The sequence below is a fragment of the Rhodocista pekingensis genome (assembly GCF_042665545.1).
In the GTDB taxonomy this organism is placed as follows: Bacteria; Pseudomonadota; Alphaproteobacteria; order Azospirillales; family Azospirillaceae; genus Rhodocista; species Rhodocista pekingensis.
Genome location: NZ_JBHTCM010000004.1, coordinates 625,601 through 645,701, shown reverse-complemented (window position 1 = coordinate 645,701; position 20,101 = coordinate 625,601). Strand labels below are relative to the sequence as shown.

At 71.0% G+C, this 20,101-nt stretch carries 21 protein-coding genes; 9 read left to right on the top strand and 12 right to left on the bottom strand.

The features are described from left to right. Positions 1–23: 23 nt before the first annotated feature. From ACFQPS_RS03665 to ACFQPS_RS03650, 4 genes are all read left to right on the top strand, one after another. The gene (locus tag ACFQPS_RS03665) at positions 24–683 is read left to right on the top strand and encodes a tetratricopeptide repeat protein (RefSeq protein ID WP_377356523.1); all 660 of its coding nucleotides are present in this window, start codon (positions 24–26) and stop codon (positions 681–683) included. Then, positions 680–2,047: a PQQ-like beta-propeller repeat protein gene (locus ACFQPS_RS03660; protein ID WP_377356521.1), complete on the top strand. Its 1,368-nt coding sequence runs from the start codon at positions 680–682 to the stop codon at positions 2,045–2,047. Before ACFQPS_RS03665 ends, ACFQPS_RS03660 begins: the two co-directional genes overlap by 4 nt. Positions 2,048–2,058: 11 nt before the next feature. After that, positions 2,059–3,486, top strand: coding sequence for a ribosome biogenesis GTPase Der (gene der / locus ACFQPS_RS03655; protein WP_377356520.1), 1,428 nt, complete (start codon positions 2,059–2,061; stop codon positions 3,484–3,486). A gap of 74 nt (positions 3,487–3,560) precedes the next feature. Beyond that, positions 3,561–4,763, top strand: coding sequence for a hypothetical protein (locus tag ACFQPS_RS03650; protein WP_377356519.1), 1,203 nt, complete (start codon positions 3,561–3,563; stop codon positions 4,761–4,763). 21 nt (positions 4,764–4,784) lie between these two features. On the opposite strand, the gene sciP is transcribed toward ACFQPS_RS03650, so the two are convergent. The 6 genes from sciP to ACFQPS_RS03620 all read right to left on the bottom strand — a co-directional run bounded on the left by sciP (position 4,785) and on the right by ACFQPS_RS03620 (position 10,382). Next, positions 4,785–5,087 (bottom strand): CtrA inhibitor SciP, encoded by a 303-nt coding sequence (sciP, locus tag ACFQPS_RS03645; RefSeq protein WP_377356517.1) that lies wholly within the window; start codon positions 5,085–5,087, stop codon positions 4,785–4,787. Positions 5,088–5,203: 116 nt separating this feature from the next. Further along, positions 5,204–6,118 (bottom strand): FlgD immunoglobulin-like domain containing protein, encoded by a 915-nt coding sequence (locus ACFQPS_RS03640; protein ID WP_377356515.1) that lies wholly within the window; start codon positions 6,116–6,118, stop codon positions 5,204–5,206. A 17-nt stretch (positions 6,119–6,135) separates the two neighbouring features. Beyond that, positions 6,136–8,097: a flagellar hook-length control protein FliK gene (locus ACFQPS_RS03635; RefSeq protein ID WP_377356514.1), complete on the bottom strand. Its 1,962-nt coding sequence runs from the start codon at positions 8,095–8,097 to the stop codon at positions 6,136–6,138. A gap of 256 nt (positions 8,098–8,353) precedes the next feature. Next, positions 8,354–8,872 (bottom strand): hypothetical protein, encoded by a 519-nt coding sequence (locus ACFQPS_RS03630; RefSeq protein ID WP_377356513.1) that lies wholly within the window; start codon positions 8,870–8,872, stop codon positions 8,354–8,356. Beyond that, a complete protein-coding gene (locus ACFQPS_RS03625) occupies positions 8,869–9,222 on the bottom strand; it encodes a rod-binding protein (protein ID WP_377356511.1) in 354 nt (117 codons plus the stop codon). The genes ACFQPS_RS03630 and ACFQPS_RS03625 overlap by 4 nt, the downstream gene beginning before the upstream one ends. Further along, complete coding sequence (locus ACFQPS_RS03620) at positions 9,222–10,382, bottom strand: flagellar basal body P-ring protein FlgI (RefSeq protein WP_377356510.1); 1,161 nt, start codon at positions 10,380–10,382, stop codon at positions 9,222–9,224. Before ACFQPS_RS03620 ends, ACFQPS_RS03625 begins: the two co-directional genes overlap by 1 nt. Before the next feature lie 276 nt (positions 10,383–10,658). Between ACFQPS_RS03620 and ACFQPS_RS03615 the strand changes: the two genes are divergently transcribed. Both ACFQPS_RS03615 and dksA read left to right on the top strand, forming a co-directional pair. After that, complete coding sequence (locus ACFQPS_RS03615; protein WP_377356509.1) at positions 10,659–11,075, top strand: flagellar assembly protein FliX; 417 nt, start codon at positions 10,659–10,661, stop codon at positions 11,073–11,075. A 132-nt stretch (positions 11,076–11,207) separates the two neighbouring features. Continuing rightward, entirely contained in the window at positions 11,208–11,633 is a 426-nt protein-coding gene (gene dksA / locus ACFQPS_RS03610; RefSeq protein ID WP_377356634.1) for an RNA polymerase-binding protein DksA, read from the top strand. Between the two features lie 378 nt (positions 11,634–12,011). Here the strand turns inward: dksA and flgH are convergent, their stop codons facing one another. The 6 genes from flgH to ACFQPS_RS03580 all read right to left on the bottom strand — a co-directional run bounded on the left by flgH (position 12,012) and on the right by ACFQPS_RS03580 (position 16,730). Next, positions 12,012–12,791, bottom strand: a complete 780-nt coding sequence (gene flgH / locus ACFQPS_RS03605) for a flagellar basal body L-ring protein FlgH (RefSeq protein WP_377356507.1) — start codon at positions 12,789–12,791, stop codon at positions 12,012–12,014. A gap of 11 nt (positions 12,792–12,802) precedes the next feature. Then, positions 12,803–13,783, bottom strand: coding sequence for a flagellar basal body P-ring formation chaperone FlgA (gene flgA, locus ACFQPS_RS03600; RefSeq protein WP_377356505.1), 981 nt, complete (start codon positions 13,781–13,783; stop codon positions 12,803–12,805). A 32-nt stretch (positions 13,784–13,815) separates the two neighbouring features. Beyond that, positions 13,816–14,601 carry a flagellar basal-body rod protein FlgG gene (gene flgG, locus ACFQPS_RS03595; protein WP_377356503.1) on the bottom strand — a complete coding sequence of 262 codons (786 nt, stop codon included), beginning with the start codon at positions 14,599–14,601 and terminating at the stop codon, positions 13,816–13,818. 12 nt (positions 14,602–14,613) lie between these two features. After that, positions 14,614–15,336, bottom strand: coding sequence for a flagellar basal-body rod protein FlgF (gene flgF, locus ACFQPS_RS03590; RefSeq protein WP_377356502.1), 723 nt, complete (start codon positions 15,334–15,336; stop codon positions 14,614–14,616). A 262-nt stretch (positions 15,337–15,598) separates the two neighbouring features. Further along, positions 15,599–16,075: a peptidylprolyl isomerase gene (locus tag ACFQPS_RS03585; RefSeq protein WP_377356500.1), complete on the bottom strand. Its 477-nt coding sequence runs from the start codon at positions 16,073–16,075 to the stop codon at positions 15,599–15,601. A gap of 88 nt (positions 16,076–16,163) precedes the next feature. Continuing rightward, complete coding sequence (locus ACFQPS_RS03580; protein ID WP_377356497.1) at positions 16,164–16,730, bottom strand: peptidylprolyl isomerase; 567 nt, start codon at positions 16,728–16,730, stop codon at positions 16,164–16,166. 167 nt (positions 16,731–16,897) lie between these two features. Between ACFQPS_RS03580 and ACFQPS_RS03575 the strand changes: the two genes are divergently transcribed. From ACFQPS_RS03575 to ACFQPS_RS03565, 3 genes are read left to right on the top strand one after another with little or no spacing between them, the layout of a single operon-like run. Continuing rightward, positions 16,898–19,525, top strand: a complete 2,628-nt coding sequence (locus ACFQPS_RS03575) for an intermembrane phospholipid transport YdbH family protein (protein WP_377356495.1) — start codon at positions 16,898–16,900, stop codon at positions 19,523–19,525. Next, the gene (locus ACFQPS_RS03570; protein ID WP_012566574.1) at positions 19,522–19,743 is read left to right on the top strand and encodes a YnbE family lipoprotein; all 222 of its coding nucleotides are present in this window, start codon (positions 19,522–19,524) and stop codon (positions 19,741–19,743) included. The genes ACFQPS_RS03575 and ACFQPS_RS03570 overlap by 4 nt, the downstream gene beginning before the upstream one ends. Next, the gene (locus ACFQPS_RS03565) at positions 19,740–20,096 is read left to right on the top strand and encodes a YdbL family probable chaperone protein (protein WP_377356493.1); all 357 of its coding nucleotides are present in this window, start codon (positions 19,740–19,742) and stop codon (positions 20,094–20,096) included. The genes ACFQPS_RS03570 and ACFQPS_RS03565 overlap by 4 nt, the downstream gene beginning before the upstream one ends. Positions 20,097–20,101: the final 5 nt, after the last annotated feature.

Below are 20,101 nucleotides of genomic sequence, written 5' to 3'. Positions count from 1 at the left end.
CGGCGTCCAGCCGGGTATATCGAATGGCTGATATCTTCCGCGAAGTTGACGAGGACCTCCGCCGTGAGCGTGCCGCCAGGATCTGGCGCCGCTTCGGTCCGGCCCTCATCACGGCTGCCGTGCTCACGGTGGCGGCGACGGCCGGCTACGTCGCCTGGCAGCGCTGGCAGACCGCCCGCAACCAGGAGCAGACGGCCGAGCTGGGCCGCGCCCTGGCTCAGGCGCTTCCGGCCGGGGCGTCCGCGCCGGCGACGAATGCCGCCGAGCTGTTGGCCGGGGCCGCCTCCAGGACGGACGGCGCCCATGCCTCGCTGGCGCGCTTCTACGAGGCCGGCCTCCGGGTCCGCCAGGGCGACCGCGAGGGCGCCGTGGCGATCTATGACCAGCTTGCCGGGACGGAGTCCGATCCGGTCTTCCGCGACCTCGCCCAGTTGCTGGCCGTGCTGCATCAGGTGGACAGCGGCGACCCGCAGCAGTTGCTGTCGCGGTTGACGCCGCTCATGGGGTCCGACAATCCTTGGAACTGGTCGGCACGCGAACTCGCCGGACTGCTCTCGGCACGCAGCGGCGACACCGCCCGGGCCCGAGAGCTGTTCAGCCAGCTTGCCGACGACCCGCAGACCCCTGCCGGGATCCGCGCCCGGGCCACCGAACTCGCCGACTTCTACGCACCGCCGAAATGACCCTGTCCTCCCCCGCTGCCGCGCCCCGTCGCGGCTATCCCCTGGCCGCCAGAGTGTCGGCCGCGCTCCTGGGCACGCTTCTGCTGTCCGGCTGCGGCATCTCTGACTGGTTCAGCGGCGAGGACGACGGTCCGAGCCTGCCCGGGAACCGGATCTCGGTGCTCCAGCTCCAGCAGGCACTGGAGCCTGACCCGTCGGTCGCGCAGCAGGCCGTGACGCTGCCGGAACCGGTGGTCAACACCGACTGGGCCCAGCCCGGCGGCATCCCCACCCACACCATGGGGAACGTCGCCCTGCCCGCGACGCTCAAGGAGGCGTGGCGGACCAGCATTTCCGGTTCGGAGTCCGACAATCGCCTGCTCAGCGGGCCCGTCGTGGCTCAGGGCCGCGTCTATGTCCTGGATACCGATTTCGATCTGCATGCCATCGACGAGGCGACGGGCCGGAAGATCTGGACCGCCAACATGCTGCGCGAAGACCAGTCGGGCGATGCGCTGGGCGGTGGCGTGACCTTCCATGACGGCCGGCTCTATGTCACCACCGGTTTCGGCGAGGTGGTCTGTGTCGAGGCGGCCGACGGCAAGGTGATCTGGCGCCAGCGCATCGCCGGTCCGATCCGCTCGGCGCCCACGGTGGCGGACGGGCGCGTCTTCGTTGTCACCATCGACAACCAGTTCGTCGTGCTGAACGCCGAGAACCGGGTGCTCCAGTGGGTCCATACCGGCATCCTGGAGACGGCGGCTCTGCTGGGTGGTGCCAGCGCCGCCGTGGATGGCGACCAGGTCTATGTGCCCTATTCGTCGGGCGAGCTGTTCGCCCTGCGCGTGGAGAACGGTCGTCTGACCTGGCAGGACGTGCTTGCCACCACGCGGCGCGGGGAGAATCTGGCCGGGCTGTCGGACATCCGCGGGCTGCTCGTGGCCGATCGCGGTCTGGTCTTCGCCATCAGCCACAGCGGCCGGATGGTCGCCATCGACCAGCGCAGCGGCCAGCGGGTCTGGGAGCAGGACATCGGCGGCATCAACACCCCCTGGGTGGCCGGCGACTGGATCTTCGTCATCAGCAACGAGGCTCAGCTCATCGCGCTGACCCGTGACGGTGGCCGGGTCCGCTGGATCTCCCAGCTTGAGCAGTACGAGGACCCCGACGATCGGGAAGACCCGATCCAGTGGACCGGTCCGATCCTCGCCGGCGGACGCCTGATCCTGGCGAACAATCTGGGCGAACTGGTCGAGGTTCAGCCCGACAGCGGGCAGGTCATCCGCAGGACGGACCTGCCCGACGCGGTCCTGGTGCCGCCGGTCGTGGCCAACAACACGCTGTTCGTGTTGACGGACGACGGCGACCTGATCGCCTACCGTTGACGGAGGCCCGCATGGTCGAGGCCAAGCGCCGACTGACGGTTGCGATCGTCGGTCGGCCCAACGTGGGCAAGTCCACCCTGTTCAACAGGCTGGTGGGCAAGCGTCTGGCGTTGGTTGATGATACCCCCGGCGTCACCCGCGACTGGCGCGCCGGGGAGGCGCGCCTGGGCGGCATCGAGCTGACCGTGGTCGATACCGCGGGGCTGGAAGAGGTCTTCGACGACAGTCTGGAGGCGCGCATGCGCCGCCAGACCGAGCGCGCCATCGAGCGCGCCGACGTCGCCCTGTTCCTGATCGACGCCCGCGCCGGGGTCACCCCGCTGGACCACCACTTCGCCGGCTGGCTGCGCAAGGGGCGCACGCCGGTGATCCTGGTCGCCAACAAAGCGGAAGGGGCGGCGGGCCGGCCGGGCCTGCTGGAAGCGTTCGAACTCGGGCTGGGGGAGCCTGTGCCGCTCTCCGCCGAACATGGCGAGGGGCTGGCCGACCTCGTGGAGGCGCTGCTGCCCTACGAGCCGAAGCCGGAGGACGCGGAGCCGGACGAGGAGGCCTGGGACGAGGCGCTGCCCGATCCGGCAGAGGAGGGCGCCGAAGCCGAGGCGGAGGAGCCTGCGCCCGAGGAACCCAAGGCGCTCCAGCTCGCCATCGTCGGCCGCCCGAACGTGGGCAAATCCACCCTGCTGAACGCCCTGGTCGGGGAGGAACGGGTGCTGACCGGCCCGGAGGCCGGCATGACCCGCGACGCCATCGCCGTGGAATGGAACTGGCGCGGCCAGCCCGTCCGGCTGGTGGATACGGCTGGCCTGCGCCGCCGTGCCCGCGTCGATGGCAAGCTGGAGAAGCTGGCCGTTGCCGACACGCTGCGCGTGATCCGGATGGCGCATGTCGTCGTGCTGGTGCTGGATGCCCACGCCATCCTGGACAAGCAGGACCTGACCATCGCCCGCATGGTGGTCGAGGAGGGCCGCGCCCTCGTCATCGCCATCAACAAATGGGATTCGGTCGAGGACAAGGGGGCGGCGCTGAAGCAGCTCCGCGACCGCCTGGAGACCTCGCTGCCGCAGGTGCGCGGCATTCCCACGGTCACCATCTCGGCCCTGCGTGGCCAGCGGCTGGACGAGCTGCTGGACGTGACGCAGAAGGCCTATGCCCTGTGGAACAAGCGCATCCCCACGGCCCAGCTCAACCGCTGGGTCCGCGGCATGGTCGAGACGCATCCGCCGCCGCTGGTGGAGGGGCGCCGCATCAAGATCCGCTACATGACGCAGGTGAAGGCCCGCCCGCCGACCTTCGCCGTGTTCGTGAACAAGCCGGTCGACCTGCCCGAGCACTATGTGCGCTATCTGGTGAACGGGCTGCGCGAGGCGTTCGAGATGCCCGGCGTCACCATCCGGCTGCTGCTGCGCAAGGGGTCGAGCAATCCCTACGCGGAGGATTAACCGGCCGGTAAGGCTTCGGTCCTTCTCCTGATGCCCTGAAGGCGCGATACTGCCGAGGGCCTCGGGAGGGACCGGTGCTGGACTGGGTCAGGAACCGCATCCTGAGTTTCGAAGTGCTGGGCCAGCGCGACGGGCGCTGGATGCTGGACCGCGTCTGTCCGACCGAGGGGGCGGCCGTGGCGCGTGCCCGCGAGATGCTGGGTGATACCCGGTGGACGGCCGCGAAGGTGGTGCAGTCGCGCAGCATGCTGAACGGCTTCACCACCCAGCGCGTGGTCTTCGAGGAAACCGCTCCGCCGGCAGCGGAGCGGCCCCCCGCCGTCCGGTCGCCCCGGGGGGAGGTCGCGGTCTGCGCCTCTCTCGACGAGTTCTTCGGCCCCGACAGCCGCCGGCTGATCGCCCTCACCCTTATGGAATATCTGACCCGGCAGCAGGTGACGCCGACGGAACTGCTGCATGCCTGGAGCCATGTCCGCCGTCTCCAGGATTCCAGCGCGCTGCTCATGGCCGCGATCCACCGCGTCGGCACCGCCCAGGCGAAGACGACGGGGGAGGCGACCCGCGACCGGGTCAACGTGCTCAACCGGCTGGTGGACGAGGCCGTGTCCCGGGCCCGGGACTTCACGCTGGAGCGCAAGCGGCTGCCGGCCTTCCATGGCCACGACCTGGATGCCTTTGTCGCGCGGCTCGGTGGTCTCGTCGATCCTGCCCGGTTCGACTATGTGCTCCGCGCCCAGGTCAGCGCCTGGCTCGCCGACCAGCGCTCCCTGGCCGGTCGGCTGGAAGTGGTGCTGGACCTGACCGGGTCCGGCGCCGCCCCCGACTCGCTCCGCCTGATTGACGGGCTGGTGGCCGATCTTCTCTCGTTCGGAGAGGTGGTGCAGGACCTGTTCGGGGCACTGCCCAATCTCGGGCATTTCCTGGCCGATCTCGCCGACCTGCTGAACGGCCGGCCCGACGGGGCGGCGCGGGCACGCGACCCGCGGCTGGGCCGGATCGCGGCCCTGCTCGATGCCGGCAGGCTGCCGGAAACGCGGGAGGTGCTGCTGGCCCGGCTGCTCAAGGAGATGGCGGCCGACCGGCCGCTGGACAAGCTGAACGCGGCGGACGAACCGGCCCTGCTGGCGCTGGTGGTGCGCCGGCTGCAACGGGACGACGGTACGATCCTGGGGGGCGAGGCGGCGGAGAAGGCGGTCGCCGCGCGGGAAGTCCGCTACCGCCAGGGGCTGCTGCGCGCGGCCGGTCTGCACGGCATCGCGGAGAACCTGAAGCCGTAGGTCAGGAGGACGGTCGCCGGGTCAGAGCCGCTCGCTGCGGCGGTATTCCTGCAACCGGGTGGTACGCAGACCGCGCATGCCGTGCCGCTCGATCAGCCGCTGCCAGGAGAGGAACTCCTCGACCGTCAGGTTGTAGCGCCGGCAGGCCTCCTCCAGGGAGATCTGGCCGTTGCGCACACCGTCCACGATCTGGGCCTTGCGCCGCATCACCCACCGCTTGGTATCGGGGGGAGGCAGGCCGTCGCCATCGGTGTCCCCGGTGTCGGGTGCCGCCGCGGCCCCGATCCGGTATTCCACCACAGCGCCCGCCGCTTCGGACGTCATCTCCTACGCGCTCCCGTTTCATCGCAGGGGGTAACCCTTACGATAGGAACGCGCCCTTAACATTCCATGAACCGGGTCACAGGCGCCGGATTCCGGCCGGTCCAGGGGGCCGGTTCTTACGAGGCGTCGTAGATCGCACGCACGTTGGACATGGGGACGGGCAGGCTGCCGATCAGGACGTTGGTCTCGCCCGATGACATGTCCACACCGGAGATGCGGTTCATCACGCTGGTGCGGATCGTGCCCGGATCGGCCTCGCTCGATTCCACGTTGATGTCGTAATAGCCGCTGGCCACGGCCTTGCCCTTCTTGTCCTTGCCGTCCCAGGTCACCCTCTGCGCCCCGGACGCGCCGGAGACGGCCTGCTCGTACACCGTCTCGCCCTCCATGTTCCGCACCACCATCTTGGCGTTGGTCAGAGTCTTGCCGGTGTCGTAGACGACCGACACGGCCTCACCGCTGTAGGGCACGTAGCGGCTGGTCAGGACAACCTGCGAATCGTTGCCGCCGCTGAACTTGATGCTGGCCGTGTAGAAGCCTGGGGTCATGGCCTTGCCGGTGGCGTCGTTGCCGTCCCAGAAGGCGGTGTTGCGGCCCGGCCGGACCTGCACCGACTGGGTGTTCACGATGTTGCCGTCCTTGTCGGAGATCACCAGCGTGGCCGAGCGGACCTCGCCGTCGATGTCGTAGGACACGGTGGTGCCGCCGGGCAGCAGGGGGATGCCGCTGGGCTCAAGCTCGACCGTCTTGCCGATGTACTGCAATGCCACGGTCGCCTGGCCCTGCTGCACGACGCCGGTGAGGTTGTCGAGCTTCGAGTTCGTCGAGATCTGCTGCTCGACCTGGGAGAACTGCACGAGCTGGTTCGTGAATTCCGACGTCTCCTGCGGTTGCAGGGGGTCCTGGTTCTTGAGCTGCGCCGTCAGAAGCTGGAGGAAGGTTTCGTAGTTCTGCGACAGGGTCGCCAGCGGGCTGGTACCGCCCGTGCTTCCGGTGGTGGTGTTGCTGCTGTTGACGCCGGAGATAGACATGGCGCGGCCTCTCTCGCTCAGATACGGACATCGACCCGGCCGGGCGCGAGAACGCGCACGGGCGGGGTGGTCTGGGGCGTGTCGGAGGCGGCTCCGCCCTCGACCGCGAAGGCCACGGCCTTGCCGCTGCCCCTGTCTGACTGCTGCTGCTGGGCCTGCCGGCCCTCGTCGCGCAGGCTGAAGCTCAGGCTGCCGGAATCGGCGCGCAGCCCGGCATCCTGGAGGGCCTTCTCAAGGCCGCGGGAATCGCGCTGGAGCAGGTCCAGGGTATAGGGGTTGTCGGCGGTCACGCGGGCGCGGATGCGGCCACCGGAGTCGAACTCCAGCCGCACGTCGATCCGGCCCAGCTCATCCGGGCGGAGCTGCACGGTGAGCTGGTTGCGCCCCTCCTGCGCACCGCGCTGGATCGTCACGGCGACCTGCTGCAAGGCCGGCAGGGTCTGCGGCGCGGCGCGGCTGCCGCGGGTCGTCGCGAGGTGGGAGGCGAAGTCGGCGCCGTCGGTGCGCGTGGCGTCGCCGGACAGCGTCCGGGCCGCCGTGTCCGTGGCGATGTCGCTCTCGCTCCCGGAGGAGCGGCCGAGGGAACTGTCCAGTCCGGAGTCGCCCTTGCCGCCGCTGGCGGCCACCGCCCGCTCCACCAGGGAGCCTGACGCTGTGGCGGCGGTTCCGACGGGCTGGGTCGGACGGGGCGCCTGCGGTGCGGCCGGGGCTGCTGCGACCGGCTCGGCGTCCGGAGCGTCGGGCCTGGCAGGCGGGCGGCGGACGCTGCGGTCCGGTGCTTCCTCCGAGCCGCGGGCGCTGTCCGGAACCGCGCGGTCGCCGTCAGCGCCGGCCGCGGCAGCGGTCGCTTCCGTTCCCTTGCCGGCCCCGCCAGCGGACGGCGACGGGGCGGCCGCCCGGGGCGGCTTGCCGACCGTCGCCGGAGCGGCATCGGACCCTGGCCTCGGCGGAGCGCCGGTCGCCGCCGCATCGTCTGCCCTGTCGGCCCCGTCGCCCAGGGCGTCGGGAGCCGCGGCGGCGTCGATGCCGGCGTCTGCCGTGGTCTCAGCCTGTGTCATGGTGGACCCGGCCGCGGCGGCCGTTGCCGCGGTGACGAGCTGGGCGTCCGCCGTGGGCGTCGCGTTGGCCGTACGGTCGCGGGCGGCCGCCAGGGCGTCATCTTCCGATGGCGACCCGTTCTGACCGTTCCCGTCAGCCACGGAGACGCCGGCTTCCTCGCCGGTGGCGACGCGGGACGGCGGAGCCTCGGTCCCCGCGGCCATCCCGGATGTCGGCGACGGAACGGCGTCTCCCAGGGTGGCCTGCGGAGCATCGGCCTGCCGGGATTTCGCAGCCTTCTGGGGCGCGGCCGGACCCGATGGCGCTGCCACGGCGGAATCGGACGCACCGGCTACGGTCTGCGGCAACGGTGCGCCAGCCTGGACCACCTGTTCCTGGGGCGCCGAGTTCTGGCCCTCCAGACCCCGGGCAGCCACGACGGACAGGCCGGGCGCGGGAATCTGCAACGGTACCGTCACTGTACCGGTTTCCGCCAGGAGCGCCGGATCGACCGCCCCACCCTCAGTCCCTTCGGCCGCCGTCGCATCTTCCCCCGGCGCTCCGGCTGCAAGGGCGCCGGCTGCCAGCGTGGCGAAGACGGTGACGGCGGGCAGGGACGTCTCGGCCGCCGTCGCGTCCGCCGCTGCGGCTGTCATGGGGGCAGGCGCCAGGGCCTCCGCTGTCCCGTCCTGGGGGATGCCCGCGACCGCGGGCATCGTGCCGGGTGACGGCCGGGGGCGCTGGACGGTCGTGCCGTCCGTCGCTGCCTCCCCGCCCGCGACCCCGAGCATGCCGCCGAGGATCTGCTGGAACAGGTCCAGCGTCTGCTGCGTCCCCGCCTGCTGTCCGCCCGTCTGTTGGGGCGCAGCGCCGGTCAGCGCGAGGGCCAGGGCCGGAGCGGTCGCGGCGGTCTTCTGGGGAGCGGCGGAGAGGATGTCCATGGCGGTGGCGTCCTGGTCTGGTTCCCCCGGTTATATGCAAAGGCCTTGCCAACTCTTTCAACGCCAGGGAGGCCGGGGTTTCCCGGGGAAGCGGGAGGGAGGGCCGGGCGCTCGGGAAACTCCTGCCGATGCGTCGGCAGTTTCTGCCGGGCCGTCTCCGGACGGAGCGGGCTTGCATGGCCGTGGGTGGCGGGTGGTGCGGGCGCGCGACGGACGGGGAGCCGGGAACCGCTCTCCCGTCCCGGGCTCCTGGGAATCAGAGCTGCTGGTCCAGGGTGGCGGGCCGGCCGCCCTTGTGGCCGAAGCCGGCAGGCAGGGCCATGCCGCCGCGCAGGGTGTACCCCTGGTCGGCCGCCTGTTCGCGGTTCAGGGTCGTGACCAGGGTATCGACGACGGACTGGCTGGCCTGGGCAGCCGCCCGGAGGGAGGCGGCATTGGCCTCCGCCGCTGCGCGGAATTCGTCAGCCAGTGCGCGCAGCCGCTGGCGGTCGGGCTCGTCCAGCGCGGCAAGCGCGGCGCGGTCCACCCGCAACGCCCGGCCGGCCTCGTCGAAGGCACGGACCAGCAACAGCTTGCCGTCCACCAGCCGGTCCAGCCCGGCCGTCCGACGCTCCCGGATCATCGCCGTCTCCTGGCGCAGGGTTTCCGAAAGCCGTGCCATGGCGTCCATCAGGGCATGTGCGCGCGACGGTGCAGAAACGGGCGGCGTCGGCGGTGGCGGCGCGGTCTGCGCGCCGGTCGACGGGGCCTCGGGGGCGACGGAGGCGATGCTCATTGCGGCAGTTCCTGTCCGGACTCCTGGAGCTGCATCTCCTGGATCAGCAGGAGCTGGCGGCGCACATGGTCGGCGATGCCCAGGCCGCCCGCCTTGGCGATGGCCTTGCCCTGTTCCTCGATCATCAGGCCGCGGAAGGTCTCCTCCGCGGGGCCGCCGCCGAAGACGGGATCGACCTCCACGCTGGACCACATGTGCGACAGCATCTGGCTGATGAAGACGCCCTCGAACTCCTGCGCGGACTTGTCGATCTGCGCCGGGGTGGCGGCGCGCCCCAGGTTCAGCCGCGGGGCGCTGCGGGCGAGGGTGGCCTGGTCCAGGCCCGGCGGCGACAGGGTCATGCCGTCCATCACATCACCTCGATCTCGGCCTGGAGCGCGCCGGCCGCCTTGATGGACTGGAGGATGGAGATCATGTCGCGCGGGCCGACGCCCAGCGCGTTCAGGCTCTGCACCAGTTCCTGCAACGACACCCCGGCGCGCAGCACGGCCAGCTTGCGGTCGGACTGCTCGTCCACCTGGATGTCGGTGCGTGGCACCACGGCGGTCTGGCCGCCCTGGCTCAGCGGACCGGGCTGCGACACCTGCGGCGTCTCCGTGATGCGGATGGTCAGGTTGCCCTGGGCGATGGCGACGGTGCTGATGCGGACATTCTCGCCCATCACGATGACACCGGACGCCTCGTCGATGACGACGCGGGCCGGCTGGTCCGGCGTGACGCGGAGCTGCTCCATGTCGCGGATGAAGCCCACGATGTCCGCCTTGCGCTGCGGCGGCACGTCCACCAGCACCGAGGCGGGGTCGGCGGCATGGGCGACGGGCGACCCGAACGAGGCATTGATCGATTCGGAAATGCGCTTCGCCGTCGTGAAATCCGGATTGCGCAACGACAGCCGCACATAGGGAAGGTCGGTCAGGTCGAACGCGATCTCCCGCTCAACGATGGCACCGCCGGCGATCCGGCCGGCGGTCGGCACGCCGCGGGTGACGCTGGCCGCCGCCCCCTGGGCGCTGAAGCCGGAGACGGCGACGGCCCCTTGCGCCACGGCATAGACCTCCCCGTCGGCGCCGAGCAGCGGCGTCACCAGCAAGGTGCCGCCCTGGAGGTTCTTGGCGTCGCCCAGCGTACCGACATTGACGTCGATCCGCGTGCCCTGGGCGGAGAAGGGCGGCAGCGTCGCTGTCACCATGACGGCGGCGACGTTGCGGGTCCGCACAGTCTCCCCGCGGATGTTGACGCCCAGCCGTTCCAGCATGCCGATCAGGCTCTGCTCGGTGAAGGGCGAGTTGTTGATGCTGTCGCCGGTCCCGTTCAGGCCGACGACGAGGCCGTAGCCGACCAGCATGTTGTCGCGCACGCCCTCCACGTCGGCCACGTCCTTGATCCGCGACTGTGCCTGGGCGGGAGCCGCGGGCAGGACCGGGGAGAGGGCGAGCAGCACCGCCAGCGCCAGACTGCCGCCGCGGCGCAGCGTGGTTCGGAGCAGGGGACGGATCGGGTCGCGGGTCATCTCGGTTCGACTCCAGGCGGGCCGCGTCGACTGCGGCCATCGGGTTCGGTGCCGTCCATGCGAAAGCCATGCCAGCCCGCTTGCCCCTGTGCCGACAGGGATTTCCGGGCTTCTTGCGCTGCCGGGCCGTCCGGGCGGTAAGCCCTGCCGGGCCGGTGCGGGTAAAAATTGCCCTAGGCGCAGCGCCGAACCGGGTGTTACCAATAGGAGGTGGTCGCCCCCGGTATCGCGGGGGCCGAGCCCGCAGCATCCCGCAAAGACGTAGTCGCAGCGACCATGAAGATCGAGGGTCCCGGTTCTCTCCGACCCGGTCAGGTCGGCAAGGCACGGCGCACCGGCAGCGGCGGGTCCGACTTCCTGCGCGAGTTGCAGGAGGGGGAGGGTTCGGCCGCCCCCGTCGGCGGCGCCCAGACGGCCGCGGCCGTCAATCCCCTGTTCGCCTTGCAGGAAGTGGATGACGCCACCACCGGCCGTCGCAAGGCGAAGCAGCGGGCGGAGACGATCCTCGACAAGCTCGACGAACTGCGCCTGGGCCTGCTGTCGGGAACCTACCCGCGCGAGCGCCTGTTGCAGTTGATTCAGGCCGTGCAGGAGCAGCGCGCGCAGGTGGACGATCCCCGCCTCCAGCAGATTCTGGACGAGATCGACCTTCGCGCACAGGTCGAGATTGCCAAGCTCTCCGCAGGTGGCTGAGGCCTTCCGCGCCATTTCTTTTGTTTACAACGGGTTACGTCGATACGTTCGGCTCGCGGTCGATATTGCGGGAGGCAGGGCCTGTCCCTATACTCGCGCGCGTTTCGACCGGCGAAGGATCGGACCGTGAGAATGTCGTCGTCGTCTCCTCTGTTGCCCCCGGACTACAGGCCGTCCGAGGACGAGCCGTTCATGAACCCGGTGATGAAGGAGTATTTCCGCCAGAAGCTCCTCCGTTGGCGGGCGGAACTGCTCAAGGAATCGACGGAAACCCTCCAGAGCCTCCAGGATGGCGGGTTGCAGGAACCGGACATCGCTGACCGCGCCTCGGCCGAGACGGATCGGGCGCTGGAACTGCGCACCCGCGACCGTGAACGCAAGCTGATCTCCAAGATCGACGCGGCGCTGGAGCGGATCGAGAATGACGAGTACGGCTACTGCGAAGAAACCGGTGAGCCGATCGGTGTCCGGCGCCTTGAGGCCCGGCCGATCGCAACCATGAGCCTTGAAGCCCAGGAGCGGCACGAGCGCCTGGAGCGCACCCACCGCGACGACTGACCGTCGTCGTCTGGGGGTCCGATGCCTGAGCATGAGCGAAACGGGGCCGGCGATCTGCCGGCCCCGTTTCCGTTCGGGACGATCGATTCCGCCGGAGTGGGCGAGGGCGGATGAGGAAGGACGTCGAGGCGAAGGGGCTTCGGGTGGCGTCCGGGCGAGGGACGCCGGCGAGGAGGGAAGCCCTGGTCGGTCGAGGAAACAGGAGGCGGGAAGAACACGGGACCGAGGAAACGGGACGCGGACGGGGCGAGGATGTCCGGTCTGAGGGGGCCCCGGAGCCTCGGGGCGAGCGAGGCGGCTTCCGGGGCCGGGCGGCGGGCTGGGTTGATCCTCCCTGATGGTGTGCGAGGGGCGTCGAGGGATAGCTCCGGGGTCGGATCAGAAGGGGGCGACGATGTCGAAGACCTGCTGGCCCCAGCGCGGCTGCTGCACGTCGCTGATGTGGCCGCGGCCACCGTAGGAGATGCGGGCTTCGGCGATCTTCTCGTAGCTGATGGTGTTCTGCGAGGTGATGTCCTCCGGCCGGATGATGCCGTTGATGGTCAGCTCGCGGACCTCGTAATTGACCCGGACCTCCTGCTTGCCCTGCACGACCAGATTGCCGTTGGGCAGCACCTGGGTGATGAGTGCCGCCACCTGCATGTTGATCTGCTCGCTGCGGCCGATGCTGCCGGTCCCGACCGAGCTGCTGTCGGCGGTCGTCTTCACCAGACTCTCCAGCGTGTCGTTGTCCGGCGTCGGCAGCACGCGGGCGATGTTGCGCTGCAATCCGAACAGGCCGGGGATCCCCATGTTCTCCTTGCCGTTGCGGGTGCGCTGCGACTGGTTCTGGATCTGCGCCTTGTCGTTGATCTGAATGGTGATGGTCAGGATGTCGCCGACCCGGTTGGCGCGCTGGTCGCGGAAGAAGGCCCGCGCGCCGGCGCGCCAGAGCGAGTTGGCTTCGCGCTCGCCCTGGGCCGGGGCCGGCATCGGCAGGCTGACCGGCTGGTAGCCGGGGGCGGTGGCCGGGTTCTGGATCGGGGTCAGCGGCGGCGTCTGGCCGATGCTGGACAGGCGGTCCATGGAGCTGCATGCGGACAGCAGCGACACGGCGGCGGCGAGCACCAGGACCTTACCGGGGCGGCGGGGGCCGAAGGTGGTGGCAGTGCGGATCATGGTGCTCTCCCTCAGTTCGAGGCGGATTGGATGCGACGGGCGGCGGTGACCGCCGGGGGCAGGACGGTGACCAGGTCGGGGCCGGCGACGGTGGCGTCCACGATCCGGTTGCTGGTGGTGTTCACGATACGGACGGTCTCGCCCAGGCCGCCGTCGGCCAGGGCCTTGCCCTGGGCGGTCAGGGTCATGTCGGGCGTCTGCAACAGCAGGGTGACCAGGGCACCGCGGGCGACGACCACAGGGGTGCGGACGTCGCGGCCACGGACCGGCTGGTTGGCCGCGAGGGTCCGGCGGGCGGCGAGGCCGACCAGGTTTTCCAGATCGGTCACCACGTCGGTCCCGACCCGATCCCGCGGGACCTTGATCCAGGTGATGTCCTGGTCGCCGATCACCTCGCCCGACCCCAGGCGTCGGTTCAGGATCGGGATCTCGACCATGTCCTGGGCGCGGGCGCCGATGGTCTGGCGCACCAGCTCCGGGCCCTCGGCCGGGGCGACCAGATCGGCCGTCACCCGGTTGCGCATCTCGTCGTAGCGGACATTGCGGAAGGCCACGGTCGGCTCCACGCCTTCCGGCAGGAACAGGGCGAAGGAGCGGTTCTCCAGCGTCAGCTCAAGCCCCGCCGGCGCACCGATCTCCAGCATCGCCCGCTTCAGGGACGCGACGATCTCCTCCCGCGGGACCTCGATGCTGGCCCGTACCACGACGGTGCGGTCGGCGCCGCCGGCGGGCTTCCAGTCGATGCCGTGGGCGGCGGCGAGGCTGGCCAGGGTCGGGCTGTCGAACCAGGACCGCTTGCCCGGCTCCGGGGCGTTGGCGACCACCCGGTCGGCCTGATCGGCGGGCAGCCCGTCGAACAGGTCGCCCAGGCGGACCTGGTCGCCGGAGACGGTGGCCTCGCGCCGCGGCTCGGCCGCGTCGGCAGTGCGGGCGAACGTGCCGGTGAGCAGCGTGCCGGCGAGGAGGAGGGCGATGAAGGAGCGGCTGGTCATGGCGGTCGTCCGGTATCGGCGGGGCCTGGGCGTCAGCGCATCTGCGAGATGGACTGCATCATCTGGTCGGAGGTGCTGATGACGCGGCTGTTCATCTCGTAGGCGCGCTGGGCGGTGATCAGGTTCGTGATCTCCGAGACGATGTTGACGTTCGAGGTCTCCAGCGCCTGCTGGATCACACGGCCGAAGCCGGGGGCGCCCGGATTGCCGGCGATGACGTTGCCCGACGCCGGGCTCTCCAGCAGCAGGTTGTCACCGATCGCTTCCAGGCCCGCCGGGTTCGGGAAGGTGGCGAGCTGGATCTGACCGATGTTCGCAGGCTGGGTCTGGCCGTCCAGCTTCACCAGCACCTCGCCGTTCGGGTTCACGGTGATGTCCACCGCGTTCTCCGGAACCACGAGGCCGGGCTGGAGCTGGTAGCCGTCGGCGGTGACGATGGTGCCCTCGGCGTTGAGCTGGAACGAGCCGGCGCGGGTGTAGGCGGTCTGGCCGTCCGGCAACTCGACCTGGAAGTAGCCCTGGCCGTTGATCGCCAGATCCAGCGCATTGCCGGTGACGGAGATGTTGCCCTGCTCGTTGATCCGGTAGACGGCGGCGGTCTTCACGCCGGCGCCGATCTGGACGCCCGAGGGAACGACGGTGCCGGCGTCCGAGGAGGTGGAGCCGACGCGCCGCATGTTCTGGTACAGCAGGTCCTGGAACTCGGCCCGCTGGCGCTTGAAGCCCGTCGTCGTCATGTTCGCGATGTTGTTCGAAATGACTTCGACATTGAGCTGCTGGGCCAGCATGCCCGTGGCGCCGATGCTCAAGCTGCGCATGGTCGTCTCTCCTTACTGCACGCGGCCGAGCTGGCGGATCGCGGTCCGCAGGCGCTCGTGTTCGCTGTCGATCATCCGCTGGGTGTTCTGGTAGGCCCGCAGCACGTCGATCATCTGGGTGGTCTCGACGATCGGCTGCACGTTGGAGCCTTCGAGGGCGCCCTGCGTGATCTCGGGCTTCTCGACGGGGCGTTCCTCCTGCTCGGTGGAGTAGAGGCCGCCGCCCAGTTCCTGCATCTTCTGCTCGTCGTCGAAGCTGACGACCTTCAGGCGGGCGAGCGGACCCTGCTCGGTCTCGATGCTGCCGTCGCCCTGGATGCGGATCTGGTTGGCGCCGTCGGGGATGACGATGCGGGCGCCGGCGTCGGACAGGACCGGCAGGCCGTTGCGGTCCACCAGTTCGCGGTCGGTGTTGAGCTGGAAGCCGCCGGCGCGGGTGTAGCGGGGGCCGGCCAGCGTCTCGACGGTGAAGTAGCCGTCGCTGCGCAACGCCACGTCCAACGGATTGTCTGTGACGGTGACGGGGCCGGCCTGGAGGTTGCGCATCAGGCCGTAGTCCTGGACGAAGGACATCCGCTCCTGCCGGCGGTCCGGGCGCTCCAGATACTCCAGGAACAGCGGGCGCTGCGACTTGAAGCCGGTGGTGTTCATGTTGGCGATGTTGTTCGCCACCACGTCCATCTGCCGACGCATCGCCTCCTGTCGGGAGAGCGCGATATAGAGCACGTTTTCCATCGTCGCCTCGAACTCTCGGCCGGTGCCTCGCCGCAGCGGCCTGCTTCCTCGCCAATCCTATAAGCAGGCGGCGTGCCAAGTCGGAGACGCATGGAAAATCAAGGGGTTGAGCGGGGATGAGCGGGTTGTGCGGAGGGCAGTCCGGTCCTGTCGGCAGGGCTTGCAGGGTTGATCCCGGCAAATTGTGCCGCACCCCGGAAACGGAAACCGCCGCGCCCCGGGGTGGGGCGCGGCGGTTGTCGTCGGTGCTGCGGCGGATGGATCAGGCGGCGTCGGCCGCGACCTGCATCTTCACGATCCGGTCCGGCTCCTTCACCGTGCCGTTGCGGTTGGAGTCGCCCTTCTTGATGGCGTCCACATGCTCCATCCCCTCGGTCACCTGGCCCCAGATGGTGTACTGGCCGTCCAGGAAGGGGGCGGGGGCGAAGCAGATGAAGAACTGGCTGTCGGCGCTGTTCGGGTTCGCGGCGCGGGCCATGGAGGCGGTGCCGCGGACGTGCTTCTCGCGCGAGAACTCGGCGGGGATGTTCTTGCCCGACCCGCCGGTGCCGGTGCCCGTCGGGTCGCCGCCCTGGGCCATGAAGCCGTCGATCACGCGGTGGAACGGCGTGCCGTCGTAGAAGCCCTTGCGCGCCAGTTCCTTGATCTGGGCCACATGCTTCGGCGCAAGGTCCGGCCGCATCTCGATCACCACGCGCCCGCCGGGCAGATCCATGTAGAGGGTGTTCTCAAGGTCCATAGGGCGTCTCCTTTTCGGTGTCTGTCTCGTGCGGCGGCGGTTTGCGCCCCGCTGGGACCTTACCCGGCATGGCCGGGATTGCAACCGGTCAGCGCACCGTGCCCGTCCGGCCCGTCTCCACGTCGGCGGCGACGCGCAGGCGGACGATCCGGTCGGGAGCCTCGACCCTGCCGTCGGTGGCCGGTTCGCCCTTCTTCAGGGCGTCCACATGCTCCATCCCCTCCACCACGCGGCCCCAGACGGTGTAGAGCCGGTCCAGTCCGGGGCGGCGGGCGTACATGATGAAGAACTGGCTGTCGGCGCTGTTGGGCGAGCGGCCGCGGGCCATGGAGACGACGCCGCGCTCATGCTTCGCCTCCGAGGCTTCCAGCGGCAGCGTCCGCCCGCTGCCGCCCTCGCCGGTGCCGGTCGGGTCGCCGGTCTGGGCCATGAAGCCTTCGATCACCCGATGGAAGGGGACGCCGTCGTAGAAGCCCTGGCGGGCCAGCTCCTTGATCCGGGCGACGTGCCTGGGCGCCAGATCAGGGCGCATCTCGATCACCACCCGCCCGTCCGGAAGGTCGAGATAGAGCGTGTTCTCCAGGTCGCGGGCCGCGGCCGGCGCCGACAGCACGAGGCCGGCGAGCAGCAGGACCAGGGCGATCAGGCGGGGCATCGGGCGTCTCCCGGTCGGTTTTGGGGAGGGGCACCATACCGTCCCGTCGTCATCGTCGCCACCCGGGCGCCACAGGCGCGACACGGGGGCGTCATCCCGCCGTCGTGGCATCGTCATGGCGGACGCGGCATCATGGGCTCGATCGCTTCCGCAACCCCCCTCCTGCCATGTCGGTTCCCGGACCCCGCCCGCAGAACGGACGCCGCAAAGGGCGGCGTGCTGCCCTTGCCGCCCTCCTGGCCGGCACGGCGGCGCTCGGCCTGCTGGCCGTGACCCTGCCGGGTCTGGCCGAATCGCAGGTCCAGGCCGCCCTGCGCGCCGCCGGCTGGGAGCAGGCGGAGGTCGCGCTCGACCGTCTGGGCCTGACGGGGGCGGAGGCCGCCGTGCGGCTCTCCGGCGACCAGGGGGTGGACCGGGTGAGCGTGGCGTACTCGCCCGGCGGGCTGCTGGCCGGCCGGATCGACCGGGTCACCCTGGTCGGCGCGCGGCTGCGTCTGGCCGCGGACGCCGGCGGCATCCGGCTGGAGGGGCGGACGGTGGAGACGGGTTCCGCCGAGGACCCGTCCGGCGGCATTCCCGCCCTACCGGTGGACCGCATCGTGATCGAGCGGGGCAGCCTGACCGTCGCCACCCCGGCCGGGGAGACGGTGCTCTCCCTCAGCGCCACACTCGACCAGCCGGACCCCGGCGGCTACGTGGTCGATGCGCTGCTGGGGCTGGACATCGCCGGCGCCGCCGGACTCGGCACGCTCTCCGCCCGGCTCGCGCCCGACGGGGCGCTGGCGGGCGAACTGGACATCCAGCCGGCGCCGGGGGACGGTGCGGGCAGCATGAGCGGCTCGGCCGAGCTGTCCTGGCGCCCCGGCGGGCTGCCGGAGGGACGGGCCCGGGTGCAGGTCCGGGGGGCGGAGATGCGGCTGCCCGAACGCCTCTCCCTCGATCTCGACTGGCGCGGCGCCGGTTCCCGGCAGGAGCTGGCGGCCGTGCTGCGGGCGCCGGGCGGTACGGCCGTCCAGGTCACCGGCAACGCCGCGCCGGGACCGGACGGCGCCCCGGCCTTCAGCGCCCTGGCGGACCTCACGTTTCCCGACCTTGCGGGGGCGCTGGCCCTGGCCGGACTCGACCTGCCGGTGCGGGGGCGGGCGCTGCTGAGCCTACGCGCCGCGGGTCCCCTGGACGGCAGCGTGCCGCCGCTGGAACTGGTGCTGCGCGGCGACCGGCTGGGCTGGCCCGGCGTGACCGATGCCGCGACGGTGGAGGCGGCAGGCCGGTTGCGGCGCGACGGCGGGGCGCTGCTGTTCGAGGCGACGGCCGATGCGACGGCGGAACTGGCGCCGACCCCCGACCTCGCCACCCGGCTGCCGGAGGCGCTGCGGGGGGACGGTCCCTGGTTCCTCGCCCTGCGGCCGGGGACGGACCCGGCGGCGGAGCCGCTGCGCCTGCGTTTCGAGGCAGGCGGGGAGGGCGCGACCCTCGCCCTTACCGGCGGGCTGGGGGCAGAGATCGGACAGGCCGTGCTCGGTGGCGGCATTGACCGGCTGGAGCTGCGGCTGCGCGACGGCGGCCTTGCCGGGGCGACGCTCGCCCTGGCCGGCGGGCGGGTCGAACTGCCGCCCTACGGCGGGGTCGCCGCGGGGGTGACACTGACCGCCGACTACCGCCCCGGGGACGGGACGCCGCCGCTCCGCGTCGAGGCCGCGGCCTCCAGCCTGCGGGTCGGACCCGGGACCGGCTGGGTGGCGCCGCTGTCGGCCACGGCCACGCTGGGCGGCGATCCCCTGGGGCGGCTGGACTTCACGGCAGAGGGGCAGGGGGCGGAGGGCTTCCTGGTGATCGACGCCACGGGCGCGCACGACGTGGCGTCGGGAACGGGCTCGGCGAAGCTGGTGCTGCATCCCCTGCGCTTCCGCGAGGGCGGTCGCACGCCGGCCGAGCTGTTCCCGGTCCTGTCGGGCACGGTGGAGGAGGCGCGCGGCCGGATCGGCCTGCGTGCCGGCATCGGCTGGGGGCCGAAGGCCTCGAAAGGCTCCGCGGAACTCCTGCTGGACGATCTCACGCTGGCCGGACCGTCCTTCCGGGCGCAGGGGGTGAACGGCGTGCTGACCGCCAGCAGCCTGCGCCCGCTGGCGACGCCCGGCGAACAGCTCCTGTCCGCAGCACTTCTGGATGTGGGCCTGCCCCTGACCGACGGGCTGATCCGGTTCGGGCTGGCCGGCGGGAAGACGCTGACCCTGGCGCAGGCGTCCTTCGCCTGGGCCGGCGGCACGGTCAGCGCCGCCCCCGTGACCGCCTCCCTGTCCGCCCCGCGGCACGAGCTGGCGTTGGAGGCCAGGGGCCTGCGCCTGGGCGAAGTCCTGGGCACGGCGGGGGTGGAGGGGCTGGCCGGTTCCGGCATCCTGAACGGCCGCATCCCCGTCATCGTTTCGGGCAGCCGCATCCGCTTCGAGGGCGGCCGGCTGGAGGCGGAGGCGCCGGGCACCCTGCGCTACGATCCCGCCGTGCCGCCCGACTTCCTCGACGCCTCGAAGAACGAGAACACGGCCCTGGTCATGCAGGTGCTGGAGGATTTCCACTACCAGCAGCTTGGCATCGGCATCGACGGCACCGTCGGCGGCGAGATGCGGGTGACGCTGAACATCCGGGGCGCCAACCCCGAGTTCTATGGTGGCTATCCCGTGGCCCTGAACCTTAATCTCAGCGGTGCGCTCGACACGATCCTGCGCAGCGGCCTGGGGGCCTACCGCATCCCGGACGCCGTGAAGGCCCGCATCGAGCAGTACGGAAAGGCACAATGACGACCGACAGACCCTTGCGAGCGGCCACCGTGTTGCTCCTCCTGGCCGGCGCCTGCACCCCCACGGTGAAGGTGCAGGCGCCCGACAAACCCATCGAGATCAACCTGAACATCCGGGTCGAACAGGAGGTCCGCGTCAGGATCGACCGCGAACTCGATCAGGTGTTCCGCGAGAACCCCGACCTGTTCGGGCTGCCCGGGGAGGGCACGAAGAAATGAAGAGCGTCATCCGCATCGCCGCCCGCCTTCTTGCCGTCCTGGCTCTGGCGGGCCCGCTTCTCGCCGGAGTGCCCGCCATGGCGCAGGAGAGCCTTGTCGCCGCCAAGCAGGCCGGTCTGGTCGGGGAGAAGCCCGACGGTCTGGTCGGCTTCGTCAAGGACGAGGTGCCGGCCGATGTCCGCAGCATGGTGGACCGGGTCAATGCCGAACGGCGCAAGCAGTACGCCCAGGTCGCGCAGAGCACCGGCCAGTCGCTGGCGCAGGTCCAGGCCGTCGCCGGCGACCGGCTGGTCGGCGCCACGCCGTCGGGCCAGTACGTGATGAACGCGGCCGGACGCTGGACCCGGAAGTGACGCGG

Excerpts from the sequence above, each read along its gene's own strand:
- ACFQPS_RS03665 (WP_377356523.1), top strand. The coding sequence starts at position 24 with ATGGCTGATATCTTCCGCGAAGTTGACGAGGACCTCCGCCGTGAGCGT.
- ACFQPS_RS03660 (WP_377356521.1), top strand. The coding sequence starts at position 680 with ATGACCCTGTCCTCCCCCGCTGCCGCGCCCCGTCGCGGCTATCCCCTG.
- der (WP_377356520.1), top strand. The coding sequence starts at position 2,059 with ATGGTCGAGGCCAAGCGCCGACTGACGGTTGCGATCGTCGGTCGGCCC.
- sciP (WP_377356517.1), bottom strand. The coding sequence starts at position 5,087 with ATGACGTCCGAAGCGGCGGGCGCTGTGGTGGAATACCGGATCGGGGCC.
- ACFQPS_RS03640 (WP_377356515.1), bottom strand. The coding sequence starts at position 6,118 with ATGTCTATCTCCGGCGTCAACAGCAGCAACACCACCACCGGAAGCACG.
- ACFQPS_RS03635 (WP_377356514.1), bottom strand. The coding sequence starts at position 8,097 with ATGGACATCCTCTCCGCCGCTCCCCAGAAGACCGCCGCGACCGCTCCG.
- ACFQPS_RS03630 (WP_377356513.1), bottom strand. The coding sequence starts at position 8,872 with ATGAGCATCGCCTCCGTCGCCCCCGAGGCCCCGTCGACCGGCGCGCAG.
- ACFQPS_RS03625 (WP_377356511.1), bottom strand. The coding sequence starts at position 9,222 with ATGGACGGCATGACCCTGTCGCCGCCGGGCCTGGACCAGGCCACCCTC.
- ACFQPS_RS03620 (WP_377356510.1), bottom strand. The coding sequence starts at position 10,382 with ATGACCCGCGACCCGATCCGTCCCCTGCTCCGAACCACGCTGCGCCGC.
- ACFQPS_RS03615 (WP_377356509.1), top strand. The coding sequence starts at position 10,659 with ATGAAGATCGAGGGTCCCGGTTCTCTCCGACCCGGTCAGGTCGGCAAG.
- dksA (WP_377356634.1), top strand. The coding sequence starts at position 11,208 with ATGTCGTCGTCGTCTCCTCTGTTGCCCCCGGACTACAGGCCGTCCGAG.
- flgH (WP_377356507.1), bottom strand. The coding sequence starts at position 12,791 with ATGATCCGCACTGCCACCACCTTCGGCCCCCGCCGCCCCGGTAAGGTC.
- flgA (WP_377356505.1), bottom strand. The coding sequence starts at position 13,783 with ATGACCAGCCGCTCCTTCATCGCCCTCCTCCTCGCCGGCACGCTGCTC.
- flgG (WP_377356503.1), bottom strand. The coding sequence starts at position 14,601 with ATGCGCAGCTTGAGCATCGGCGCCACGGGCATGCTGGCCCAGCAGCTC.
- flgF (WP_377356502.1), bottom strand. The coding sequence starts at position 15,336 with ATGGAAAACGTGCTCTATATCGCGCTCTCCCGACAGGAGGCGATGCGT.
- ACFQPS_RS03585 (WP_377356500.1), bottom strand. The coding sequence starts at position 16,075 with ATGGACCTTGAGAACACCCTCTACATGGATCTGCCCGGCGGGCGCGTG.
- ACFQPS_RS03580 (WP_377356497.1), bottom strand. The coding sequence starts at position 16,730 with ATGCCCCGCCTGATCGCCCTGGTCCTGCTGCTCGCCGGCCTCGTGCTG.
- ACFQPS_RS03575 (WP_377356495.1), top strand. The coding sequence starts at position 16,898 with ATGTCGGTTCCCGGACCCCGCCCGCAGAACGGACGCCGCAAAGGGCGG.
- ACFQPS_RS03570 (WP_012566574.1), top strand. The coding sequence starts at position 19,522 with ATGACGACCGACAGACCCTTGCGAGCGGCCACCGTGTTGCTCCTCCTG.
- ACFQPS_RS03565 (WP_377356493.1), top strand. The coding sequence starts at position 19,740 with ATGAAGAGCGTCATCCGCATCGCCGCCCGCCTTCTTGCCGTCCTGGCT.